21 protein-coding genes are annotated in these 19765 nt (G+C 63.1%); 7 read left to right on the top strand and 14 right to left on the bottom strand.

Going from position 1 to position 19765, the window contains the following annotated elements; all coding sequences use genetic code 11:
• Window positions 1-241: 241 nt before the first annotated feature.
• The gene (locus AC0L3S_RS24490; RefSeq protein WP_473264904.1) at window positions 242-1351 is read left to right on the top strand and encodes a hypothetical protein; all 1110 of its coding nucleotides are present in this window, start codon (window positions 242-244) and stop codon (window positions 1349-1351) included.
• Window positions 1352-1463: 112 nt separating this feature from the next.
• On the opposite strand, the gene AC0L3S_RS24485 is transcribed toward AC0L3S_RS24490, so the two are convergent.
• From AC0L3S_RS24485 to AC0L3S_RS24460, 6 genes are read right to left on the bottom strand one after another with little or no spacing between them, the layout of a single operon-like run.
• Entirely contained in the window at window positions 1464-1949 is a 486-nt protein-coding gene (locus tag AC0L3S_RS24485; protein ID WP_473281798.1) for a nucleoside deaminase, read from the bottom strand.
• 13 nt (window positions 1950-1962) lie between these two features.
• A complete protein-coding gene (locus AC0L3S_RS24480; RefSeq protein ID WP_473281796.1) occupies window positions 1963-3495 on the bottom strand; it encodes an ABC transporter ATP-binding protein in 1533 nt (510 codons plus the stop codon).
• Window positions 3492-4175 carry a biuret amidohydrolase gene (biuH, locus tag AC0L3S_RS24475; RefSeq protein ID WP_473264901.1) on the bottom strand — a complete coding sequence of 228 codons (684 nt, stop codon included), beginning with the start codon at window positions 4173-4175 and terminating at the stop codon, window positions 3492-3494. The genes AC0L3S_RS24480 and biuH overlap by 4 nt, the downstream gene beginning before the upstream one ends.
• A gap of 11 nt (window positions 4176-4186) precedes the next feature.
• Window positions 4187-5113, bottom strand: a complete 927-nt coding sequence (locus tag AC0L3S_RS24470) for an ABC transporter permease (RefSeq protein ID WP_473281794.1) — start codon at window positions 5111-5113, stop codon at window positions 4187-4189.
• 1 nt (window position 5114) lies between these two features.
• Window positions 5115-6227 (bottom strand): ABC transporter permease, encoded by a 1113-nt coding sequence (locus AC0L3S_RS24465; RefSeq protein WP_473281792.1) that lies wholly within the window; start codon window positions 6225-6227, stop codon window positions 5115-5117.
• On the bottom strand, window positions 6224-7336 hold the full coding sequence (locus AC0L3S_RS24460) for a BMP family ABC transporter substrate-binding protein (RefSeq protein WP_473281790.1): 1113 nt from the start codon (window positions 7334-7336) through the stop codon (window positions 6224-6226). Before AC0L3S_RS24460 ends, AC0L3S_RS24465 begins: the two co-directional genes overlap by 4 nt.
• A 402-nt stretch (window positions 7337-7738) precedes the next feature.
• On the opposite strand from AC0L3S_RS24460, the gene AC0L3S_RS24455 reads away from it, so the two are divergent.
• Both AC0L3S_RS24455 and AC0L3S_RS24450 read left to right on the top strand, forming a co-directional pair.
• On the top strand, window positions 7739-8998 hold the full coding sequence (locus AC0L3S_RS24455; RefSeq protein WP_473281788.1) for an allantoate amidohydrolase: 1260 nt from the start codon (window positions 7739-7741) through the stop codon (window positions 8996-8998).
• A 97-nt stretch (window positions 8999-9095) separates the two neighbouring features.
• On the top strand, window positions 9096-10469 hold the full coding sequence (locus AC0L3S_RS24450) for a hypothetical protein (protein WP_473281786.1): 1374 nt from the start codon (window positions 9096-9098) through the stop codon (window positions 10467-10469).
• Between the two features lie 10 nt (window positions 10470-10479).
• Here AC0L3S_RS24450 and AC0L3S_RS24445 read toward each other — a convergent pair whose 3' ends face one another.
• Together AC0L3S_RS24445 and AC0L3S_RS24440 are read right to left on the bottom strand one after the other, a co-directional pair.
• Window positions 10480-11799, bottom strand: a complete 1320-nt coding sequence (locus AC0L3S_RS24445) for a dicarboxylate/amino acid:cation symporter (protein WP_473281784.1) — start codon at window positions 11797-11799, stop codon at window positions 10480-10482.
• 217 nt (window positions 11800-12016) lie between these two features.
• Window positions 12017-12238 carry a hypothetical protein gene (locus AC0L3S_RS24440; RefSeq protein WP_473264896.1) on the bottom strand — a complete coding sequence of 74 codons (222 nt, stop codon included), beginning with the start codon at window positions 12236-12238 and terminating at the stop codon, window positions 12017-12019.
• 351 nt (window positions 12239-12589) lie between these two features.
• Between AC0L3S_RS24440 and AC0L3S_RS24435 the strand changes: the two genes are divergently transcribed.
• Complete coding sequence (locus AC0L3S_RS24435; RefSeq protein WP_007601478.1) at window positions 12590-12772, top strand: hypothetical protein; 183 nt, start codon at window positions 12590-12592, stop codon at window positions 12770-12772.
• A gap of 19 nt (window positions 12773-12791) precedes the next feature.
• Here the strand turns inward: AC0L3S_RS24435 and AC0L3S_RS24430 are convergent, their stop codons facing one another.
• From AC0L3S_RS24430 to AC0L3S_RS24420, 3 genes are all read right to left on the bottom strand, one after another.
• Window positions 12792-14168, bottom strand: coding sequence for a vWA domain-containing protein (locus tag AC0L3S_RS24430; RefSeq protein ID WP_473281782.1), 1377 nt, complete (start codon window positions 14166-14168; stop codon window positions 12792-12794).
• A 5-nt stretch (window positions 14169-14173) separates the two neighbouring features.
• Complete coding sequence (locus AC0L3S_RS24425; RefSeq protein ID WP_473264894.1) at window positions 14174-15121, bottom strand: AAA family ATPase; 948 nt, start codon at window positions 15119-15121, stop codon at window positions 14174-14176.
• 145 nt (window positions 15122-15266) lie between these two features.
• Window positions 15267-15467, bottom strand: a complete 201-nt coding sequence (locus tag AC0L3S_RS24420) for a hypothetical protein (protein ID WP_007612817.1) — start codon at window positions 15465-15467, stop codon at window positions 15267-15269.
• Window positions 15468-15691: 224 nt separating this feature from the next.
• Between AC0L3S_RS24420 and AC0L3S_RS24415 the strand changes: the two genes are divergently transcribed.
• Entirely contained in the window at window positions 15692-16666 is a 975-nt protein-coding gene (locus AC0L3S_RS24415; protein WP_473281780.1) for a quinone oxidoreductase family protein, read from the top strand.
• A gap of 141 nt (window positions 16667-16807) precedes the next feature.
• Here AC0L3S_RS24415 and AC0L3S_RS24410 read toward each other — a convergent pair whose 3' ends face one another.
• Together AC0L3S_RS24410 and AC0L3S_RS24405 are read right to left on the bottom strand one after the other, a co-directional pair.
• On the bottom strand, window positions 16808-17083 hold the full coding sequence (locus AC0L3S_RS24410; protein ID WP_085395314.1) for a hypothetical protein: 276 nt from the start codon (window positions 17081-17083) through the stop codon (window positions 16808-16810).
• A 96-nt stretch (window positions 17084-17179) separates the two neighbouring features.
• Complete coding sequence (locus tag AC0L3S_RS24405; protein WP_007601486.1) at window positions 17180-17788, bottom strand: S24 family peptidase; 609 nt, start codon at window positions 17786-17788, stop codon at window positions 17180-17182.
• 165 nt (window positions 17789-17953) lie between these two features.
• On the opposite strand from AC0L3S_RS24405, the gene AC0L3S_RS24400 reads away from it, so the two are divergent.
• Together AC0L3S_RS24400 and AC0L3S_RS24395 are read left to right on the top strand one after the other, a co-directional pair.
• On the top strand, window positions 17954-18481 hold the full coding sequence (locus tag AC0L3S_RS24400) for a GcrA family cell cycle regulator (RefSeq protein ID WP_473281778.1): 528 nt from the start codon (window positions 17954-17956) through the stop codon (window positions 18479-18481).
• Window positions 18482-18523: 42 nt separating this feature from the next.
• Window positions 18524-19099, top strand: a complete 576-nt coding sequence (locus AC0L3S_RS24395; RefSeq protein ID WP_473281776.1) for a hypothetical protein — start codon at window positions 18524-18526, stop codon at window positions 19097-19099.
• A 46-nt stretch (window positions 19100-19145) separates the two neighbouring features.
• On the opposite strand, the gene AC0L3S_RS24390 is transcribed toward AC0L3S_RS24395, so the two are convergent.
• Entirely contained in the window at window positions 19146-19502 is a 357-nt protein-coding gene (locus AC0L3S_RS24390; RefSeq protein WP_473266716.1) for a hypothetical protein, read from the bottom strand.
• Window positions 19503-19765 lie beyond the last annotated feature (263 nt).

Below are 19765 nucleotides of genomic sequence, written 5' to 3'. Positions count from 1 at the left end.
CATTGTCCGGTCGATATGAAAAGGCGAGCGAAATCAAATGGGGATATCCGGCAATGGCCACTCTCGCCCAACGGCGTGGCGGTGACGTTGGCCTTCCAAATTCGCCGGTGAAACGCAGCGCGCTGTGCAAACAAGCGGCATGCCTTGAAACAAGTTGAGGCTTCTCACTCCGGGAGATCGGCGCAAGTGTCGCACCCAAGGGACGTTCATTTTTACGTGTCCAAACTTGGGGGTATTCAGGATGTCGTTTCGTTTCAAGGCAATTGCAGCAGGCGCGCTGTCACTTGCTACGGTTGCTACCAGTGGCCTGGCTCAGGCGGCGGATCTGCCGGTCAAGGCTGCCAAGAAGGCGGCCGACCTTCCGTTCTTCCTGGTGATCGACGACCGCGTCACCTTCTCCTACATCTTCAACGCCTCGCAGCCCGGTGCGTTCACCAACACCAACGGCGTGATCAACGCCAAGACGACGAAGCAGGTCTACTCCTTCACCCACTTCGATGCCTGGACCTACGGCACCAACTTCTTCACCATCTCGATGTTCAAGTCGGACCACAACGATCCGGCAGGCCCGTGTACCGCCACAGGCGTGGTCGTTTCGCCGGCTGCGGGCTTCGCAGCGACGCCGACGAGCTGTGCCGGCGCGACAGAAATCTACGGCCTTTTCCGCTCGACCTTCGGCTGGAACGAGATCTTCAACACCAAGGCGTTCACGCAGGGCCCGCTGCATAACATCTCGTTCGAGGTTGGCATGGATGCCAATACGGAGAACCGGTATTTCGGCGCTGCCAAGCGCGACGTTGTCGCCGGTCTACAGTTCGCCTTCGATCTTCCCTATAAGGGCTACTTCAACGTCGCGCCGTTGGTGTATTGGGAGTTCGCCAACCACAACTCGTTCTCGCAGTGCGGCGCCGGTTGGTCCGCTCCGTGTATTGCGGACGGCAACACGTCGTTCAAGCCGACCTGGGCGATCGAAACCAACTACTATATGGACCTCGGCTTCCTGCCGCAGAACATGCAGTATTTCTCGATCAGCGGCCGCGCGGCGTGGTACGGCAAGAAGGGCACCGACACTGAGCCGCTTCCCGCCAGCGTCGCCAACGGCGTCTATCCCACCAAGGTCGAGTTCAACTCCGAGCCGATCCGCCTGACCCTCGATGCCTCGAAGGCGGTTTGGGGTGAGAAGTACTCGCACTTCGTGGACGTCTGGGTCGCCTACCGCTATTGGCAGAACAAGTTCGGCCTCGATCACAACAACGCCGTGGCCTGCACCACCCTGGTCGGCGGCGCGAGGGTGAGCACCGGATCCTGCACCGAGTCCTCGCTCTACTCCGGTGTCACTGTGAAGTTCTAACCAGCTGACACGCTTCAGATGACGCCGCGTAAACCTCCGCGGCGTCATCTTCGTTTGTGGATAGGCCGGTGCCGTCAGGCGGCGAACGCTGGGCGAGGCCCCTCGGCGCCGCCTATTTCGTCCACACGCCGTCATGCAACGCTTCGGCCTCGTCTTCGAGCAGCGGCCCTGCAACCTCTGTCGGCCGCTGGCCGCTGGCAAAAACCTCGCGACACGGCAGGTCGAGGGTCGGGTTCTCCGGATGATCGCCGGTGATGCCGCGCAGGCGGTACTCGCTGAGGCCATAGATGACACGGCCGATGCCGGCCCAGTAGATCGCGCCGGCGCACATCGCACAGGGCTCGGCAGAGGAATAGAGCGTGGCCCTCGCTAACACCTCGCGTCCGAGCGTGCGGCAGGCCTGCGTGGCGGCGAGGCGCTCGGCATGCGCGGTGCCGTCGTGATCCGGCATATAGCCGTTCTCTGCCTCGATCAGGACCTTGCCTTCGGCATCGACCACGATGCAGCCGAAGGGATGGTTGCCGTGGGTGAGGGAACGGCGGGCGACCGCAAAGGAAAGGCGGAGGAAGTGCTCGTCGCGCTCGGACCCGCCGCTCATCGCTCTTCCCTGGTCAATGCCCCGCCATATGCCGGCCGACCACGGTGAGATCGGCTTCGCTGGTCCGTGCTTCATACACGAATTCGCCGTGGAACATCACCACCAGGCGATCGGAGAGCTCAAGCAGTTCGTCGAGATCCTCGCTGACCAGCAGCACCGCGGCGCCGCGGTTGCGTGCGGCCATGATCTCGGCATGGATTTGCGCCACCGCCGCGAAATCGAGCCCGAAGCAGGGATTGGCTGCGATCAGCACCTCGACGTCGCCGCCGAGCTCGCGCGCCAGCACGGCGCGCTGGACGTTGCCGCCCGACAGCGCCGAGATCGGCGTGTCGGGCGTGCGGGTCTTGATCTTGTATTGTGCGATCTTCTTCCTGGCGTCGACGCGGAAGGCGCCGCGGTTGAGCCACCAGCCGAGGCTCGCGAAAGGCGCCCGGTCGAACTCGCGGAAGGCGATGTTGTCGGCGACGCTCATGCCGCCGACACAGGCGTTCTTCAGCGGCTCCTCCGGCAGGAGTGACATGTTGTGCCGCCGCATCTCCTCGCGGCTGGCGTGATAGGGATCGCCGGCGACGCGGATCTCGCCACTCTCAGCCTCGCGCTGCCCCGCCAGCACCTCGACGAGTTGGCGCTGGCCGTTGCCGGAGACGCCGGCGATGCCGACGATCTCGCCGGCACGGACCGTGAGGGAGACGTCATGCACGGCGATGGCGCCGGCGTCGTCGAGCGCGCGCATCTTCGCCAGTTCAAGCCTCGCCTTGCCGGCTTCTCCGGTGCGGGGCGGCTGCACCGTCAGCTCCTCGGCGCCGATCATGGTGCGCGCCATCGCGTCCGGCGTCAGTTCGGAAACCTTGCCGGCGCCGGCGAGCTTGCCGCGGCGCAGGATCGTGACGTCGTCAGCGAAGGCCATGACCTCGCGGAACTTGTGCGTGATCATCAGGATGGTCAGCTCGCCCTTGACGACCATGTCGCGGAGCATGCCGAGCACTTCGTCGGCTTCCGCCGGGGTCAGCACCGAAGTCGGCTCGTCCAGAATCAGGAAGCGGCGCTTCAGGTAGAGCTGCTTGAGGATCTCGCACTTCTGCCGTTCGCCCGCGGAGATGTCGGAGACTTTTGAGCTGAGCGGCACCTTGAACGGCATGCGCGCGAGAAAGGCCTCGAGCTCCTTCATCTCTTTCGGCCAGTTCACGACAGCCGGCACGTCATCGCGGGCCAGCACCAGATTTTCGGCGACCGTCATCGCCGGCACCAGCGTGAAATGCTGGTAGACCATGCCGAGGCCGAGTGCGTGGGCGTCCTTCGGATTGCCGATCGCCTGCTCGCGCCCGCCGACCAGAATGTCGCCCTCGGTGGCGTGATAGTAACCCATGATGCATTTGACGAGGGTCGACTTGCCGGCGCCGTTCTCACCGAGCAACGCGTGGAACGAACCCGGTCGCACTTTCAGCGCGACATTGTCCAGCGCCAGGAAATCACCGAAGCGCATGGTCATGGCGATCGCATCGACGCCGAAGGCGCCCGATGGTGGCGGCGCTTCGCCGACGATCACGAAATCGCTCCGATGAAGGCGTCGGAGGTCGAGACCGCACCGAACACGCCACCCTGCATCTTGATCATCTTCAGCGCGTGCTCGTGATTGCTCTTGTCGGTCGCACCGCAGCAGTCATGTAACAGCACGCATTCGAAGCCGCGGTCGTTGGCCTCACGCATGGTGGTGTGAACGCAGACGTCGGTGGTGATCCCGGTGAGCACGATGTTCTCGATGCCGCGCACGCGCAGGATCAGCTCCAGATCGGTGGCGCAGAACGAGCCCTTGCCGGGCTTGTCGATGATCGGTTCGCCGGGCAGCGGCGCGAGCTCCGGGATGATGTCCCACCCGGGCTCGCCGCGCACCAGGATGCGGCCGCACGGGCCGGGATCGCCGATGCCGGCGCCAATCTGCCGGGACCGCCAGCGCTTGTTGGCGGGCAAATCCGAGAGATCGGGACGGTGGCCTTCGCGGGTATGGATGATGTGAAAGCCTTGGCTCCGCATTGCCGTGAGCAGTCTCTTGATCGGCTCGATGGGCGCCCGCGTCAGTGAGAGGTCATAGCCCATCTTGTCGACATAGCCGCCGACGCCGCAGAAATCGGTCTGCATGTCGATGATGATGAGCGCGGTATTCTTGGGACGGAGGTCGCCGTTATAGGGCCATGCATAGGGCTCGGACTTGATGGTGCGCTCGGGCATAATTTCGCTCTCTAGCGGGTGATCGACAATTCGGCCGGGGCTCCGGTCAGCGTGCGTTTCGGCGAGCAGGTGATGATCATGATCCCCAGCGTCAGGATGTAAGGGGCGGCGTTGAAGAGGTGGTAGCCGGAGGTGACGCCGACCGATTGCAGCGCCGGGCCCAGCGCCGCGGCGCCGCCGAAGGCGAGCGAGGCCCAGAGACAAAGCAGCGGGTCCCAGCGCGCGAAGATCACCAGCGCCACGGCCGTGATACCCTGGCCCGAGGACAGGCCCTCGTTCCAGCTCCCGGGATAAAACAGCGACAGGAACGAACCGCCGATGCCAGCGAGGAAGCCGCCGACCATGGTCGCGCGCAGGCGGATCAGCAGCACGGAGTGGCCCATCGCACGCGCTGCGTCCGAACTCTCGCCAGCGGTGCGGATCAGGAGGCCCCAGCGCGTAGTCCGGAAGGCCCAGTAAAGAATTGGCGCGAGCGCGACGCCGATCAGGAAGAGCACGTTGACCCGAAGGGCCGCGCGCACCTGAGGGATATCGCTCCACCAGCCGAAATCGATTGCGGGCAGTCGAGGTGCCGTCGGCTCGATCAACGGTTTGCCGAGGTAGAAAGCTAGGCCGGTGCCGAACAGCATCAGCGCGATGCCGACCGCGACGTCGTTGACGCGCGGCAGCGAGCAGATGCCGGCATGCAGCGCGCCCAGCAGCGCGCCGGTGATGCCAGCGGCGAGCACGCCCAGCCAGGGCGATCCCGTGAGGTAGGAAATGCCGTAGGCACTCATCGCGCCCATCACCAGCGTGCCTTCGAGCCCCAGATTGATGCGGCCTGAGCGCTCGGTGATGCATTCGCCCAGGCTCACGAAAAGGAACGGGGTCGAGACGCGAATTGCGCCGCCGAGCACGGCGAGCGGGACCGTCCAGAGTCCGATCGAGCCGTCTGCCATCTCAGGACTTTCCCTTCAGAAACCCGATACGGCCGTAGAGCGCATCGCTGGCCAGTACGAAGACGAAGATAATGCCTTGCAGCACCAGCACGGATGCATCCGGCAATCCAAGGCGGCGCTGCAACAGCCCCCCGCTGGCGCTGATACCACCGAGCAGGATCGCGACGGGGATAATGGCAAGCGGATTTTGCCGCGCCAGGAAGGCGACGAGAATCCCTGTGAAGCCGTAGCCTGCGGCGAGGTTGGCGTTGGTGCGCCCCTGCACGGCGGCGACCTCGACCATGCCGGCAAGGCCCGCGGCGCCGCCGGCGAGGAAGCAGACGGTGAGGATCAGCTTGCTGACATTGAGGCCGACGATCTTCGCAGCGCGGACGTTGCCGCCGGCAACGCGCGCAGCGAAGCCGAACACGGTGTGATAGATCAGGATATAGGCGGCAATCGCGGCGATCAGGCCGAACACGAGACCCCAATGCACGTCGGTGCCGGGGATCGATCCGATCATGTTGGCCGCACCGATCTCGCGGGTCGACGGCTTGTTGAGGCTGGCGGGGTCGCGCATCACGCCTTCGACGAGATGGTTGAGGACCGCGAGTGCGATGTAGACGAGCAGCAGGCTCGAGATCGTCTCGTTGACGCCGCGATATTGCCGCAGCGCGCCGGAAAGCATGACCCACAGGCCACCGCCGATCACGCCGGCGACCACCATGGCGATCTGCACGATGAGCGGCGGCATGCCCTGAAGCACCAGTGCCGCGCTGGTTGCCGACAGCGCGCCGATCAGGAGTGCGCCTTCGCCGCCGATGATGACCATGCCGAGCTGCGCGGGCAGCGCCGTGCAGAGTGCGGTAAGGATCAGCGGCGCCGCGCGCGTCAGCGTGTTCTGCCATGAGAACCAGGTGCCGAACGCGCCGTAGTACATGAAGAAATAGAGGTCGAGCGGGCTCTTGCCGGACATCGCGACGAAGATGCCGAAGACCCCGAGCGCGCCGGCCAGCGCCGCGCCCGGGATCAGGATATATTCGATCGCTCCGCCGTGGCGCTGGAGGAATCCCGGATCGGCGGCCGGGGCAACTGTCCCGACCGCTTCAACGGGATCCGCAGCTTCCGCCGTCACGAAGTCGCCCCGACCACGCCCTCCACGAGATAGTCCATCTTCTCGAGTTCGGGGTCCTTCTGGCCGCGATCGGTGCCGGCCGCGATCACCGTCTTGCCCTTGTTGTCGACCAGCCCTCCCTTGAAGATGGCATAGCCGTCACCGGACAAGAACTTGGCCTTGACGTTGTCGGCATGCTTGCGCGCCTCGGCGGAGACCGCTTCGCCATACGGCGAGGTCTTGACGATCTCTTCCTTGAGGCCGCCGCGATAGAAGTTCGGGATGCTCTCGCCGGCGGCGATCATCTTGACGAACTTGGGGTACAGCGCTTCCCAGTTCCACTCGGCGCCCGTGAGATACGCCTTCGGCGCGAGTGGCGACTGGTTGACGTGATAGCCGCACACCATGGCGCCCCGTCGCGCGGCGTTCTCGACCATGGTCTTCGGACCGTCGACATGGCAGGTCAGGACGTCGACGCCCTGGTCGATCAGGCTGTTGGTGGCCTCGGCTTCCTTGACCGGCATCGACCAGTCACCAGTGAAGATGACCTGCGTGGTGGCCTTGGGATTGGCAAGCCTCGCGCCGAGCGCGAATGCGTTGATGTTGCGCAGCACTTGCGGGATCGGTTTGGCGGCGACGAAGCCGAGCTTGCCGCTCTTCGAGCTGTAGCCGGCGACGATGCCCGAGATGTACTGGGCTTCATCGATATAGCCGAAATAGCTGCCGGCGTTCTTCGGGTCCTTGTCGCTCCACAGGCCGCCGCAGTGCTCGAAGTGCAGCTTCGGGAATTTGTTGGCCATCTTGACCATATGCGGATTGTAGTAACCGAACGAGGTCGGGAAGAGCAGGGTGGCGCCGTCGAGATTGATCATGGACTCGATCGTCTTCTCGACTGCGTCGGTCTCCGGCACCTTCTCTTCTTCCACGACCTTGAGGCCGGGAATCTTCTTCAGCGCCGCCGCGCCCTGGGCATGCGCCTGGTTGTAGCCATAGTCGTCGCGCGAGCCGACGTAGATGAATCCGATGGTGGTCTCGGCCGCGAAAGCCGGACGAATGCCCGTCGCCGCACCGAGGGTGAGGGCCGCACCGCCCTGCAACAAATGACGTCGTGAGATCCTGCCAAATTCCATTGCTTGCTCCCCTTGGCGGATGCACCGCCTCATCTCGCGCTGCGCCGGTCTGGCGGAGCCCGGGATAGATTGTCGCAAGCTTCGTGCCAGAGGCTACCGAAAGAGAATTTCCAATTAAGTTATTGAAAGTAATTTGCTATTTCCTGTGATCCGAGCTTGATCAGGAAAGCAGCAGATGAAAATATAGGCAGTATTTTATGATTGTATGCAATGGAGTTAAGCAGTCTTAACCGGCTTGGACATGTGCATGACGAGGGCCGGGCGGTCTGCCGACGACCGCATTCATGCTAACCACGCGCTGATCGGAACGATGTCGGCAGCGTGATTTCGCTGGCACCGAACTTGAATCGATTGTCGCCAGGACCGCCGGCGCCGCGGTCCCAAGATGGAAAGCTCGCCGAGATGGCTGCTGGTAACGCCGTTCAGAATGGTTCGCTCGGCGAAGAGATCGTGCGAGGGATCAACGAGCTCGCGGCGATCTCAGAAGAAGGCGACAAGCTCACCCGCATCTATCTGACTGGCGAGCTGCGCAAGGCGGCGGACCTCATCCTGAGCTGGATGCGCGACGCTGGCATGAGTGCGCGTCTCGACGCGATCGGCAATGTCTGCGGGCGCTACGAAGGGGAGCGGCCGGGCGCGCCGTGTCTGATGCTCGGCTCGCACTACGACACCGTGCGCGATGCCGGCAAATGGGATGGGCCGTTGGGCGTGATCACGGCGATCGCCTGCGTCGCGGATCTCAACCGTCGCGGCAAGCGCCTGCCGTTCGCGATCGAAATCGTCGGTTTTGCGGATGAGGAAGGGGTACGTTTTGCCTCGACCCTGCTCGGCAGCCGCGCGGTGGCCGGCACGTTTGACGAAAGCGTCCTCAACACACGCGACAGCGATGGCGTCGCCATGCGCGATGCGCTGGTGCAGTTCGGGCTCGATCCTGATCATATCGGCGCGGCCGCTCGGGCGCGGCGCGAGCTGCTTGCCTATCTCGAGCTGCACATCGAGCAAGGGCCGGTGCTGGAAGCACAAAACCTGCCCGTCGGGGTGGTCACCGCGATCGCGGGCGCGACACGGCTTGCCGCGCGGCTGACCGGCATGGCGGGGCACGCGGGCACGGTGCCGATGGCGCTCCGGCGCGATGCGTTGGCGGGCGCGGCCGAATGCATCGGCGCGATCGAGCAGTTTTGTCGCACCGACGAAGGTGGGCTGGTCGGCACCGTCGGCTACATCCAGGCGAGGCCCGGCGCAACCAACGTCATTCCGGGCGAGGTGTCGTTCACCATCGATATGCGGGCGCCGACCGACATGCACCGCAAGCGCGCGGTCGCCGATGTCGTCAGGCAGATCGAAGCCATCGCAAAGCGTCGCCAATTGACACTTCAGCTCGACGTCACCCACGAGAACCGCACCGCGCCCTGCGCGCCTTGGCTCAAGGAGCAGATCGCGCAGGCCATCCAAGCGGAAGGTTTTTCCGTGTTCGAGCTGCCGAGCGGAGCGGGGCATGACGGTATGGCCATGATCGACATTGCCGACGTCGGCATGATCTTCGTCCGCTGTCGCGGCGGCATCAGCCATCACCCGGACGAGCATGTCGAGCTCGCCGATGCCGACGCCGGCGCGCGGGTGTTGCTGTGCGTCATCGAGAACTTCCGGCCGCGGGAGGGCTAAACTGAACCCGCAAGTCACGGGATAGAGACACGAATCAGACAGGTCTAGAGCCGCGACGGCTTCCCGCCGACCCACGAGAGACCATTCGACGGCGCCTATGAACAGCGGCATCTCTTCTCCATCCCATCGCGGAAACCGGTTTTACCAGGGCGTGATGGCGACCTTCGTTGCCAACGCGCTTCAGGCCGTGAACTTTCTCGGCGATCGATTCCTGAGGAAGTCGCATCATCCGTTCACGTCCATCGAGGACCTCTATCGGCATTCGATGGACAGCGCCTTTTCGTTGACCGAGTCCTTTCTCGTCACCGGCGCACCGCACGCTTCTGCGTACTATCCGCGCGACTTCGCCTGGTTCTATCCCGACGTCCTCGACCCCGACACCATCATGGATTCGCAGGATGCGGTGCGGCGGGCTCGTCTGCTCGAAGAGAGCGTCCGCCTGCTGCTGGAAGCGGTTCGCGCCAACGTCGTCACGACGACCATCGTTCCGGCCGGGCGCGCCCGGTATCTCGGCGTGAACTATTTCTCGTTCCCTTCGGATACGCTGCTCGGCATTCTGGCCGGCCTCCGGCAGATGATCTCTGCCGAGGAGAGAGCGTCATCCTATCTGGCGATGTCGCAATGCGCGCATGCCGGCCGCCTGCTCCTGGCCGAATATTGCGGTGATCTGAAGCGCGCGATCCTCCAGCTCGCAAGCGAGCTCGAGCCGTTCAACGATGATGGCTCCACGTATTTGCTGTGCGACGCTAGTGCTCCGCGCTCCGCGGCAACCGACACGCGCGCCGAGCGCAGGCGTTTCGTCACCAATGCCTGCGTCTACACGACATTCGTGTGGGGCGTGCGGCTCGGAATCGTCGACGAGAACGAGCTGAAGCGGCGGCTCGGACGCGACCTGGCGCAGTACAAGAGGGACCTGCTCCACCTGTTCGGCAAAGGCGGCTATATCAGGCATTCCCTGGATGGCCCCACGGAATCACCGGTGTTCTCAGTCGCGCTGGATTTCGTCAGCGTGCATCGCGGCTTCTGGGATATGAACAAGGAAAGCGAGCGCGCCCTGTTCGCGGCCACGGCGGATCTGATCGTCGCGGAGCCGCGCTTTCGCATCCCCGGCACATTCCACTTCCTGGTGTCCGCAGATAATCCGCGGAACAAGATGATCCACAAGATCGCGGCTCCCGCTTACCAGGGGCGTTCCTCCTGGCCGACGTTCAACGTCGAGTTCGCGGATCGCATGCTAGATTACGACGAATGCTCGGGGAGCGATACCTACCGATCCTGCGCCCAGGGAATTCTGAAGGACATTCGCACCGCGACCGAAGTCCACGGCGGCTATCAGGAACTGATCTCGGAACAGGGCCTGAAGTATCGCACCTGGGCCTACAAGGGCGCCGTGGCCCACTCCTGGTTTCCGCGTTTCCTCTCCGTCTGGAGGAGGGCGCATGGAACGCCGCTCCTCCAGTGGAATGACTGAACGGCGGTCGTTACCCCGCCGTCACGTCCACAAGCTCGCCACCGTCGAGGACCTTGGTCGCCTTGGCGCGGTCGAGATCGCCTTCCCAAGCGGCGACCACCACGGTCGCAACGCAATTGCCGGTGAGGTTGCCGACCGCGCGAGCCATGCCGATGAACCAGTCGACCGACAAAACCAGCACGAGACCGATCGCAGGGATGCTCGGCACGGCGTTCAGCGTCGCCGCCAGAATCACGATCGCAGAGCCCGGCACGCCATGCGCGCCCTTGGAGGTGATCAGGGAGACGCCGAGCACCAGCAGGAGGTCGCCGAACGACAACGGCGTGTTGGTCGCCTGCGCGATGAAGACGACCGCGAGCGTGAGATAGATCGAGAAGGCGTCGAGGTTGAAGGAATATCCGGTCGGGATCACCAGGCCGACCACGGAATCCTTTACGCCCATCCGCTCGAGCTTCTTCATGATCTGCGGCAGCACGGCGTCCGACGAGGCGGTCGCGAGCACGATGGTCAACTCCTCGCGCAGGTAGGCGAGGAATTTGAGGATGTTGATGCCGGCGAGCGCCATGACGCCGCCGAGCACGCCCAGCACGAAGATGCCGACCGAGACGTAGAACAGCGCCACCAGTGAGACGAGCTGTTTGAGCGAGCCGACGCCGTATTTGCCGACGGTGTAGGCGACTGCGCCGAGAACGCCAAGTGGAGCGACGCGGACGATAAGCCCCATGACGCGGAACAGCACGGTCGAGGCGGCATCGATCATCGACGTGACGAGCTTGCCTTTCTCGCCGCCGACCAGTGCGAGGCCTACGCCGAACAGCACGGCGAAAAACAGCACCTGGAGCACGTCGTTGCGCGACAAGGCGTCGAACGAGGTGCTCGGGATCACGTTGAGCAGGAAGGAGCCGATGCCGCCGCCCTGAAGCTTGTGGGCGTTGTCGGCATAGGTGTTGAGCGCCTTGGCATCCAGCGTCGAAGGGTCGATGTTCATGCCATGACCGGGGCCGAAAGTGTAGGCCAGGATAAGACCGACCACGAGCGCGACTGTGGTCATCACCTCGAAATAGACCAGCGCCTTGACGCCGACCCGTCCGACCTTCTTGAGGTCGCCCGCGCCGGCAATGCCGTGAACGACGACGCAGAACACGATCGGCGCCACGATCATCGAAATCAGCTTCAGGAAGGCGTCGCTCAGAATTTTGAGCGAGATGGCAAAATCCGGCACGGCCACGCCGAGAATGATGCCGAGGATCAGCGCGGCCAGGACCTGGACGAATAGCGATGTGTAGAGCGGCTTTGGCTCGGCGGCCGGGGCCGCGGCAATGGTCGACATGGTGACTCCCCCGTTTTTACGACGTCTCGATCGTCGAAAGGAGCAACTAGCGTGCCAGATTGTCGCGGTTTTCGCTGAGGAGGAGGTCTAATTGGTCGCTTTTTGCGGTGCGACTGGGCATGCGCATCGGCACCGGGAGACCGTTCGAGGTGTCATCGGTCACGTGGACAGGCGATTTTGCGGTCCTACGGTCACGTTCCGCACGCGGGTAGCCACGTCACGCCGCGAGATCCAGCAACCGACACGATCCACGTACCAGCACCTTGCGTCCATTCGGCGTCATGACCGGCACGCCGTCGCAGACGACGACAAGACCAAGCTTGACGAGGCTCTCGATGATATAGGCCTTGGAAAGACGACCGTTCGACACCGGGTTGCGAAGCGCCTTCAGAACCTCCCATTGGTCCGGCGAAAGATCGAAGTCGATGTCGTTGCTCATGTTGCCTCAAGCCGCAGTGCCGTTCGTGCGCCTCTGTTAGAGGCGCTGCATGAACACCGTGCGACGACAATGAGTCGGGAATTCGGTGAGGCGTTTAGAACCTCTCTTCACAAATTGCTGCACGCCATTGCGCTACACGAGTTAAAGACCGCTCGATCACGAGGATCGTCCGGAGCCCGATCACATATTGATGATGTGGGCTTGATGTTGGTCCGCGAACCACCGCACTGCACGGGAAGCGCTGCTGTCCCATTCTGCGTCGCAATATGCACAGAAATCATGAGACGAAGGGTTCGGAATTCTGTTACGCTTGTTCGCGAGGAATGGCTTCACACGCCAGGAGTGGAGTGCATGAACAGACTGGTCGAAATTCGCAGTCAGGAATCTCTGTGCCGGGAGCGCGCCGCGCTTGATTTCCAGCGCCGGGTTTTCTGGCTTGCGCAAGCTCAAGAATGGGAGCAGCGCGCGCTTGACGAGATCGCCTATCATTTTCGGGAGTGCAATGTCGCTCAGACGGAGCTGGTGCGAAACTGACGCCGGCTGTGAGTAAGGCCTACTGATAAGTCGCCACAATATCGGACACCGCGCGCTCGAGCTGCTGCGCGGTGGCGCACTGGCGCACCACGCTGCAGAAGGTTGCATAGCGCGGCATCTCGGAATCGCCAAAGCCCCAGGCGAGACGTCCTTCGGGATTGAGCCACACCAGCCGTTTCGAGCGCTCCGAGATGCGGCGCAGGATGTCGGCGCGCGGATCGAGATTGTTGCTGCGGGCATCGCCCAGCACGATCACCGTTGTCTGCGGCGTCAGCGCGCTCATGAACTCCTTCTCGAAATCGGCCAGCGAAGAGCCGTAGTCGGAGGAGCCGAAGCCGACCTTGGACATGATCTCGGCCATCGCCTCTTCCGGCGGTTTCGATTCCAGGATGTCGCTGACTTCGATCAGATGCGAGGAGAAGGCGAAGGAATGGACGTCGTCGACGACCTCGTGCAGCGAGTGGATCAGGAGCAGGAAGAAATCCGAGACCTGCGCGACCGAGCCCGAGACATCGCAGAGCGCCACGATCTTCGGCCGGTCGCGATGCTTGCGCTTCCAGGCCGTGAGAAAGGGGATGCCGCCCCAGGCGGCGTTGCGGCGCAGCGTGCGGCGGACGTCGAGATGACCGCGCCGTTGGCGCTTGCGTGGTTTCGAATAGCGCTCGCGCAGGCGCCGCGCGATCTGGCGGATGAGAGCGCGCATCTCCGCGACATGGCGCCGCTCGATGCGGGCAAGCGGCGCGTTGCGTAAAATCTCGTTGCGGAGGTTTTCAGCCTCCTCGCGGGCATAGAGCGCAAGCCCCTGCGCGACGGTGTCGCGAACGGCTTCGCGCAAGCCATCGAGCGCGGCGCGAAGCCGCTCGGCCAGTGCCGGATTGGTCGCGGTGAGCTCGTCGAGATCGTCGCGTAGCCGCTGGAGCCCCATGGCGTCGAGCATGCGGCTGGAGAAGATGCCGCGCTGAGTGGAGTAGCGGATGTCGGATAGGGAGGCCGCACCTGAGGCGCTGGCGATCGCGGCGGTGATCGCATTGCGATCCTGCGACAGCAGCATCTGCGCGAGGGGCCCCAATTCTGCGGGAAGCGAACCGGCGCTCGCATCGCTGGCCTCGCCGGACGACGGAGATCGATCCGCGTCCTCCGAAACATCGTTGCTGTTGGCTTCAGATTGTTCCTGCCGCGGCTCCGGCTGGCTGAAGAACAGATCGAAACAGTCACCGAGCGCGAGCTTTTCGTCCTGCGACTTGGCGAGCGTCAGAAGGAGCGCATCGCGCAGGATGGTCCGGTCGGAAACGCCGACCTGCGCGACCGCGCGCATCGCATCGATGCTTTCGGCAGGCGAGACATGGACGCCGGCGCCCCGTGCGGCACGGAAGAAACGGTGGATATTCTCGCGCATCGGCGTCAACCGAAGACGTTGGATCGTGCTGCCTTGGCGATGAAGGTCGTAATCTGAGGCTGAGCCGCCTCGATGTCGGCCTCGTATTTCAGGAGCACGTTGAGCGTGTCCTTGACGATCTCGGTGTCGAGCTCCGAGGCCTGCAAGAGCACCAGCACGCGCGCCCAGTCGATGGTCTCGCTGACCGAAGGCAGCTTCTTCAGGTCGAGCGAGCGGATTTCGTGGATAAAGCCGACCATCTGCCGCCGCAGCGTCTCCGAAATGTTGGGGACGCGGCTCTCGACGATGCGCTCCTCGAGCCGTTGCTCGGGGAAGCCGATGTGCAGATGCAGGCAGCGCCGCTTCAAGGCATCGCCGAGATCGCGCTCGCTGTTGGAGGTGAGGATCACAGTTGGCGGCGTGATCGCGGAGACGGTGCCGAGCTCGGGAATCGTGACCTGGAAGTCGGAGAGAATTTCCAGCAGCAACGATTCGAACTCCGCATCCGACTTGTCGATCTCGTCGATCAGGAGCACGCAGCCGCCCGGCTGCTCCAGCGCTTGCAGCAGCGGCCGCGGCTCGACGAACTCCTTGGAGAAGAACACGTCACCGAAATCGTGAAGCTGATTAAGTGCGGCGTGCAAAGTCTGCGCGCCGCCCAGGACTTCCCCGAGCTTGTCCTTGAGGATCTGCGTGTAGAGAAGCTGCTTGGCGTATTTCCATTCATAGAGCGCCTTGGCCTCGTCGAGGCCTTCATAGCATTGCAGGCGGATCATCTTCAGGCCGCGCCAGGCCGCGATCGCCTTGGCAAGTTCGGTCTTGCCGACGCCCGCGGGTCCTTCGACCAGGATCGGCTTCTCGATCTGTTGCGACAAATAGACGGCGGTCGCGATCTGCCGGCTCGCGATGTAGCCTTGCGCGGCGAGGCCGCTCTCCACTGCCTCGATCGCTGTCGAGGGCTTCTGTTCAGCCACGAAAAGGCGCTCCCAAAGGTCTTGATTGAGGCTTGTTCTGCCTGCGTTCACGGCAAAGAACAAGCCTCGTTTGGGAGAGCCCAGACCCGCGCGAATGACGTTTTTCCGCTCAACGCAAATAGTCGGGCGGCTACCGGCCCCGGGATCAGTGCCGCAGCAACTCCGGCTTGCGGATCGTCTGTCTGACCTCGGCACCGCAATCGGCGCATTCATAGACGAAGTCGATCTTGGCAAGACTCCAATGCGGTTCGACCTCGCGCACATACATTGGAAGGAACCCCATGCAAGCAGGGCAAATCACAGGCGCGATCTCGATATCCTGATGATGCTGTACATAAGCTGGCATCTCGGCTCTCCTTCGCAGACGACCTCCAAACCCACGCGAAGGCTACTGCCGGCCGGCGAAAGGCCGACATCAACTCTTTCGAACAGAGGCGGAACGGCGGAGGTTTGTCGTTCGCTGTGACATTCTTGTTACGTCTCTGTACTGTGACGGGCGGACCAAATACCTATTTCAAAAGCCCGATCCGGTGTTCAGACTTTGACCTCAACGATAAGGGAGCAACGCCCATGACGCATGCCATTCGCTTTCACAAGACTGGTGGTCCGGAAGTGCTGGTCTGGGAGGAGGTCAGTGTCGGCAAGCCCGGACCGGGCGAGGCGCGAATCCGCCATACCGCCGTCGGTCTCAACTTCGTCGACATCTACAACCGTTCCGGCGTTTACCCGGCTCAACTGCCGAGCGGGCTTGGTAGCGAGGCTGCCGGTGTCGTCGAGGAGGTCGGGGCCGGTGTCACCGATTTGAAGCCGGGCGATCGCGTCGCCTACGGCGCCTCGCCGCTCGGCGCCTATTCCGAAGCGCGGCTGATCCCGGCCGACCGACTGCTGAAGCTGCCGGACGGTGTCGACGACAAGACCGCGGCGGCGATGATGCTGAAGGGGCTCACCACGCAATATCTGATCCGGCAGACCTATCGCGTGAAGGCCGGGGACACCATCCTGCTCCATGCGGCCGCCGGTGGCGTCGGCCTGATTCTCTCCCAGTGGGCCAAGCATCTCGGCGCGACCGTGATCGGCACGGTCAGCAACGACGAGAAGGCCAAGCTCGCCAAAGCGCATGGCTGCGACCACGTCATCATCTATAGCCGCGAGGATTTCGTGAAGCGCGTGGACGAGATCACGGGCGGCAAGAAGGTGCCGGTGGTCTACGACTCCGTCGGCAAGGATACGTTCCTGAAGTCGCTCGACTGCCTCGCGCCGCTCGGCGTCGCAGCGCTGTTCGGTGCGTCCTCCGGCGCCGTCGAGCCGCTCAATCTCGGTTTGCTCGCGCAGAAGGGCTCGCTCTACGTCACCCGCCCGACGCTGTTCACCTACGCCGCCAAGCGTGAGAGCCTGGTCGCGATGGCAGGCGAGTTGTTCGACGTCGTCAAGTCCGGCGCGGTCAAGATCGAGGTGCACCAGACCTATCCACTGAAGGACGCCGCCAAGGCCCATGCCGATCTCGCCGCGCGCAAGACCACGGGATCAACCGTTCTCACGGTGTGATCTCCGAACGGGGCGTGGTGCGCTGGCAGAGCGTTTTCGAGCGAAGTGGATTCCGGTTCGCGTCAAGAAAGCGTGTCAAAATAACAATCTAGGATCCGATCCGATTCGATCGGACCGGAAAAGGCCGACCCTGGGTCTACGTCACGTCCGCTCGTGCTTGCGCAGATCGCGGGCGTGATCGAGGCGGAGAGCCTGGAGGTCGACTTCTTCGGGCGGGATCCGGGGCAGGGCAGCCTCAGCGAGGATCGCCTCGGTCACGTCTTCGACCGAATTCTCCACGATTTCCTGGATGAACGAGATATTTCGATATTCACCTGAGGCGACGCGCGAAATGACCTCGCGCCTGGTGATTTCAGGGTCGACGACCGCCTCGCGGCCGCGGCGTCCATAGTCGATCATCACGACGAAATACTGCATGGAACGATCCTGCCGTGCCCCATGGCGGAGCACGGCAGAGTATTTCCGAAAAACGGAAGCAAGTCAAGCTTCATTTCGTAAAAACGGAATTTTGGCCTACTTGCTCCTCTTGCGAGGGCGAGCCGATTTGGCGCGCAGCCGCTCCAGCTGCCCCTTGGGCATGGACAGGCAGATCTCGCCGACCCACTCCAGTTTCACGCCGACGATCTGCTTGGCATTGAAGCTGGTGAGATTGACGACGGAGGGGGATTTGCCCCGCTCGATCGTCTTCAGATAGCGCTCACCGGTCTTGAGCCGGACCACGGCCTCCTCGCCGTAGAAGCTCGACAGGGGATGGCGCTGGTCCTTGTAGACCACGATGACGTCGCCGCTCTCGTATTTGGGCAGCATCGAATCGCCCACGATCTCGAATGCGATGGTCTCCTCCATGATCGGGAAGGGCAGCGCGATGTCGCCAAGGCCTTCGGGGGGAACCTGCTCATAATCCGGCTCGATCACGGCACCCGCCCCGACCCGGCCCATGATCGGCGCGAGATTGAGCTCGAGATATTCCATGATCGGTATGATTTCCGAAGCCTTCACCAGGCGTTCGCCGCCGAGGATCTCCGAGACAGCGCCGGGGCGTACGCCCATGGCAGCCGCCAGGCCGCCCTTGCTCTTGCCCGTCTTTTCCAGGCCCCGTTCGATCATTGCAGCGTCCAACATGGTGATTCCCTCGATTGTCCATCGTCCGTCTCTTGTAATCCGAAATTCGGAATTGATGCAATTATGAATATCAGAATTACCGCTTGACTTCGACTTCGGAATATCGGAATGTGGGCTCCGCCTCGCGATCGTGCGATCGGAGGAGGCGCATCACAGGACAGCAGCATGGAACCGGGCCATTGGTCGTCGGAGCACTCCGACGCGCTTCGCGACTATTTTCTCAAGGGAATGTCTTATGCTGAGATCGGAAGACGGATTAACGCAAGGTTTGGAACGGCTTACACGCGCAACGCGGTGGTCGGCCGCGCCAAGCGGCTCGGGCTGGTCGTGCAGATACGGACGACGGGCCCGTCGATCGTCCCGGCGCTGCCGTCTGGAGCCTGTCTTATCCTCCCGCACCGTCCCGCGTTACTGAACCTGCCGCCGAAATCTGCGATGAAGCCTGCCGCGCAGGTCAAATTGCGCTGCGTCGGCGTCCAGCCGCGCCTGGTCCCATTGGTCGAACTCGCGGGCGAGGACTGTCGCTATCCTTATGGCGGCGACAAGGACGGGGAGGAGATCACCTTCTGCGGCCATCCGCGTGAGCCGGGCTCGAGCTATTGCACGCCGCATGCGCGCCTAACGCGCCGCGCCGGAACTGGATCCGCCCGCGTCGCCGGCCCCGTCGTGCTGCGGTTGGTCTCTGCCGCCTGACGCACCGCCCGTTCAATCGTCAATTTCGCAAGGAGTATCCGAGTGGCACGTGTCCGACGCAACAGGTCCTACAAATTGGCGAATGTCTACGACCGACGCTCACGTGAGATACCGTTCAATGCGGAGGTGGCGGAAGTCGAGGTGGACAATCCGCTGGCGCTCGACCCCGGCGAGAAGATTGTGGCCGTGCGGTCGATCCGCAGCGATCCGCTCGGCCGGCTGCATGCGCACCATCAGATCGACGAGGCGCAGTATCGCGGCGGGCGCGCCTTCCAGAACGATTGGGAGAGGGCCGAACGAGGCGTTCAGGCAATGGACCCGACTCGCGAATATGTCGATGGGGCGCGCACGCGCGAGCCGGTCACCGAGAGCCAACGCGAGGCGGTGCTGCGGCTGAACCGGATCGAGCGCGAACTCGGCACAGACGGTGCCGCACTAGTGCACGACGTGTTGGTGCTGGGCCTGACCATGGACGAGATCGGCCAACGTCGCGCCGTGCGCACGCAGCGCTGGATCGACTATTTTGCGCGGCGTTTTCGTGAATGCCTGGACCGGCTGGCGCTGATCTATGGCTTTGCCACGGAAACGGGGACACGGCGTTCAGGGCAACACAAATGACACCGGCGCGCCCGCGACCCTGGTCGCGGGCGCACCGGTCTGCTGCTTAGGGATGCGGCAGGATCTGGTAGGTCGTGGCATAGGGCTCGACCCGGAGCGAGGCGTTGGCCAAAAGCCCGATTCTGGCCGTCGGCGCCTGCTGCAATTCGCCGTTCGGACCGCGATGCACGTTGTACTGCCAGACGGTGAGATCGCCCTTCTGCGCCAACGCGTGTGCAACGGCGCTGGCATCGTTGCCGCCGAGCGCCTGAAGCTCCTCCGTCGACAATCCGACGACGATTTCGTCCTTGATGGTGACGATCTTGAACAGGTTCATCCTGGTCTCCTGCGCCCACGCGCCTTGTATCGAGAAGGTGAGAAGCGCGACTGCGGCGCCCTTGATGAGATCGCAGCGAGAAAACATACCGTCGTCCTTTGGTGCTGGGCGCCTGAATCGATCAATGCATCGGCCACGGCGCCCGTGATCTGCGTGACTGTTTCGCCACCGCTTTGTCGTTTGCTCCTCGAAAACGGTTCACGACGCATATTTCGTCGACGATACAACCGCCGACGCCGGACTCAACAATTACGTGTATACGCTCAAGAAGCACTAGTGTCCTGAACCAGAAGTTCGGGACATCGGGTCGTGTTTTGCCGGGGCATTGTATCGGCAGAAGCGTTCGATGG

The organism is Bradyrhizobium sp. Ken01, from assembly GCF_055807355.1.
This window is presented reverse-complemented; position numbering and strand designations above follow the sequence as displayed.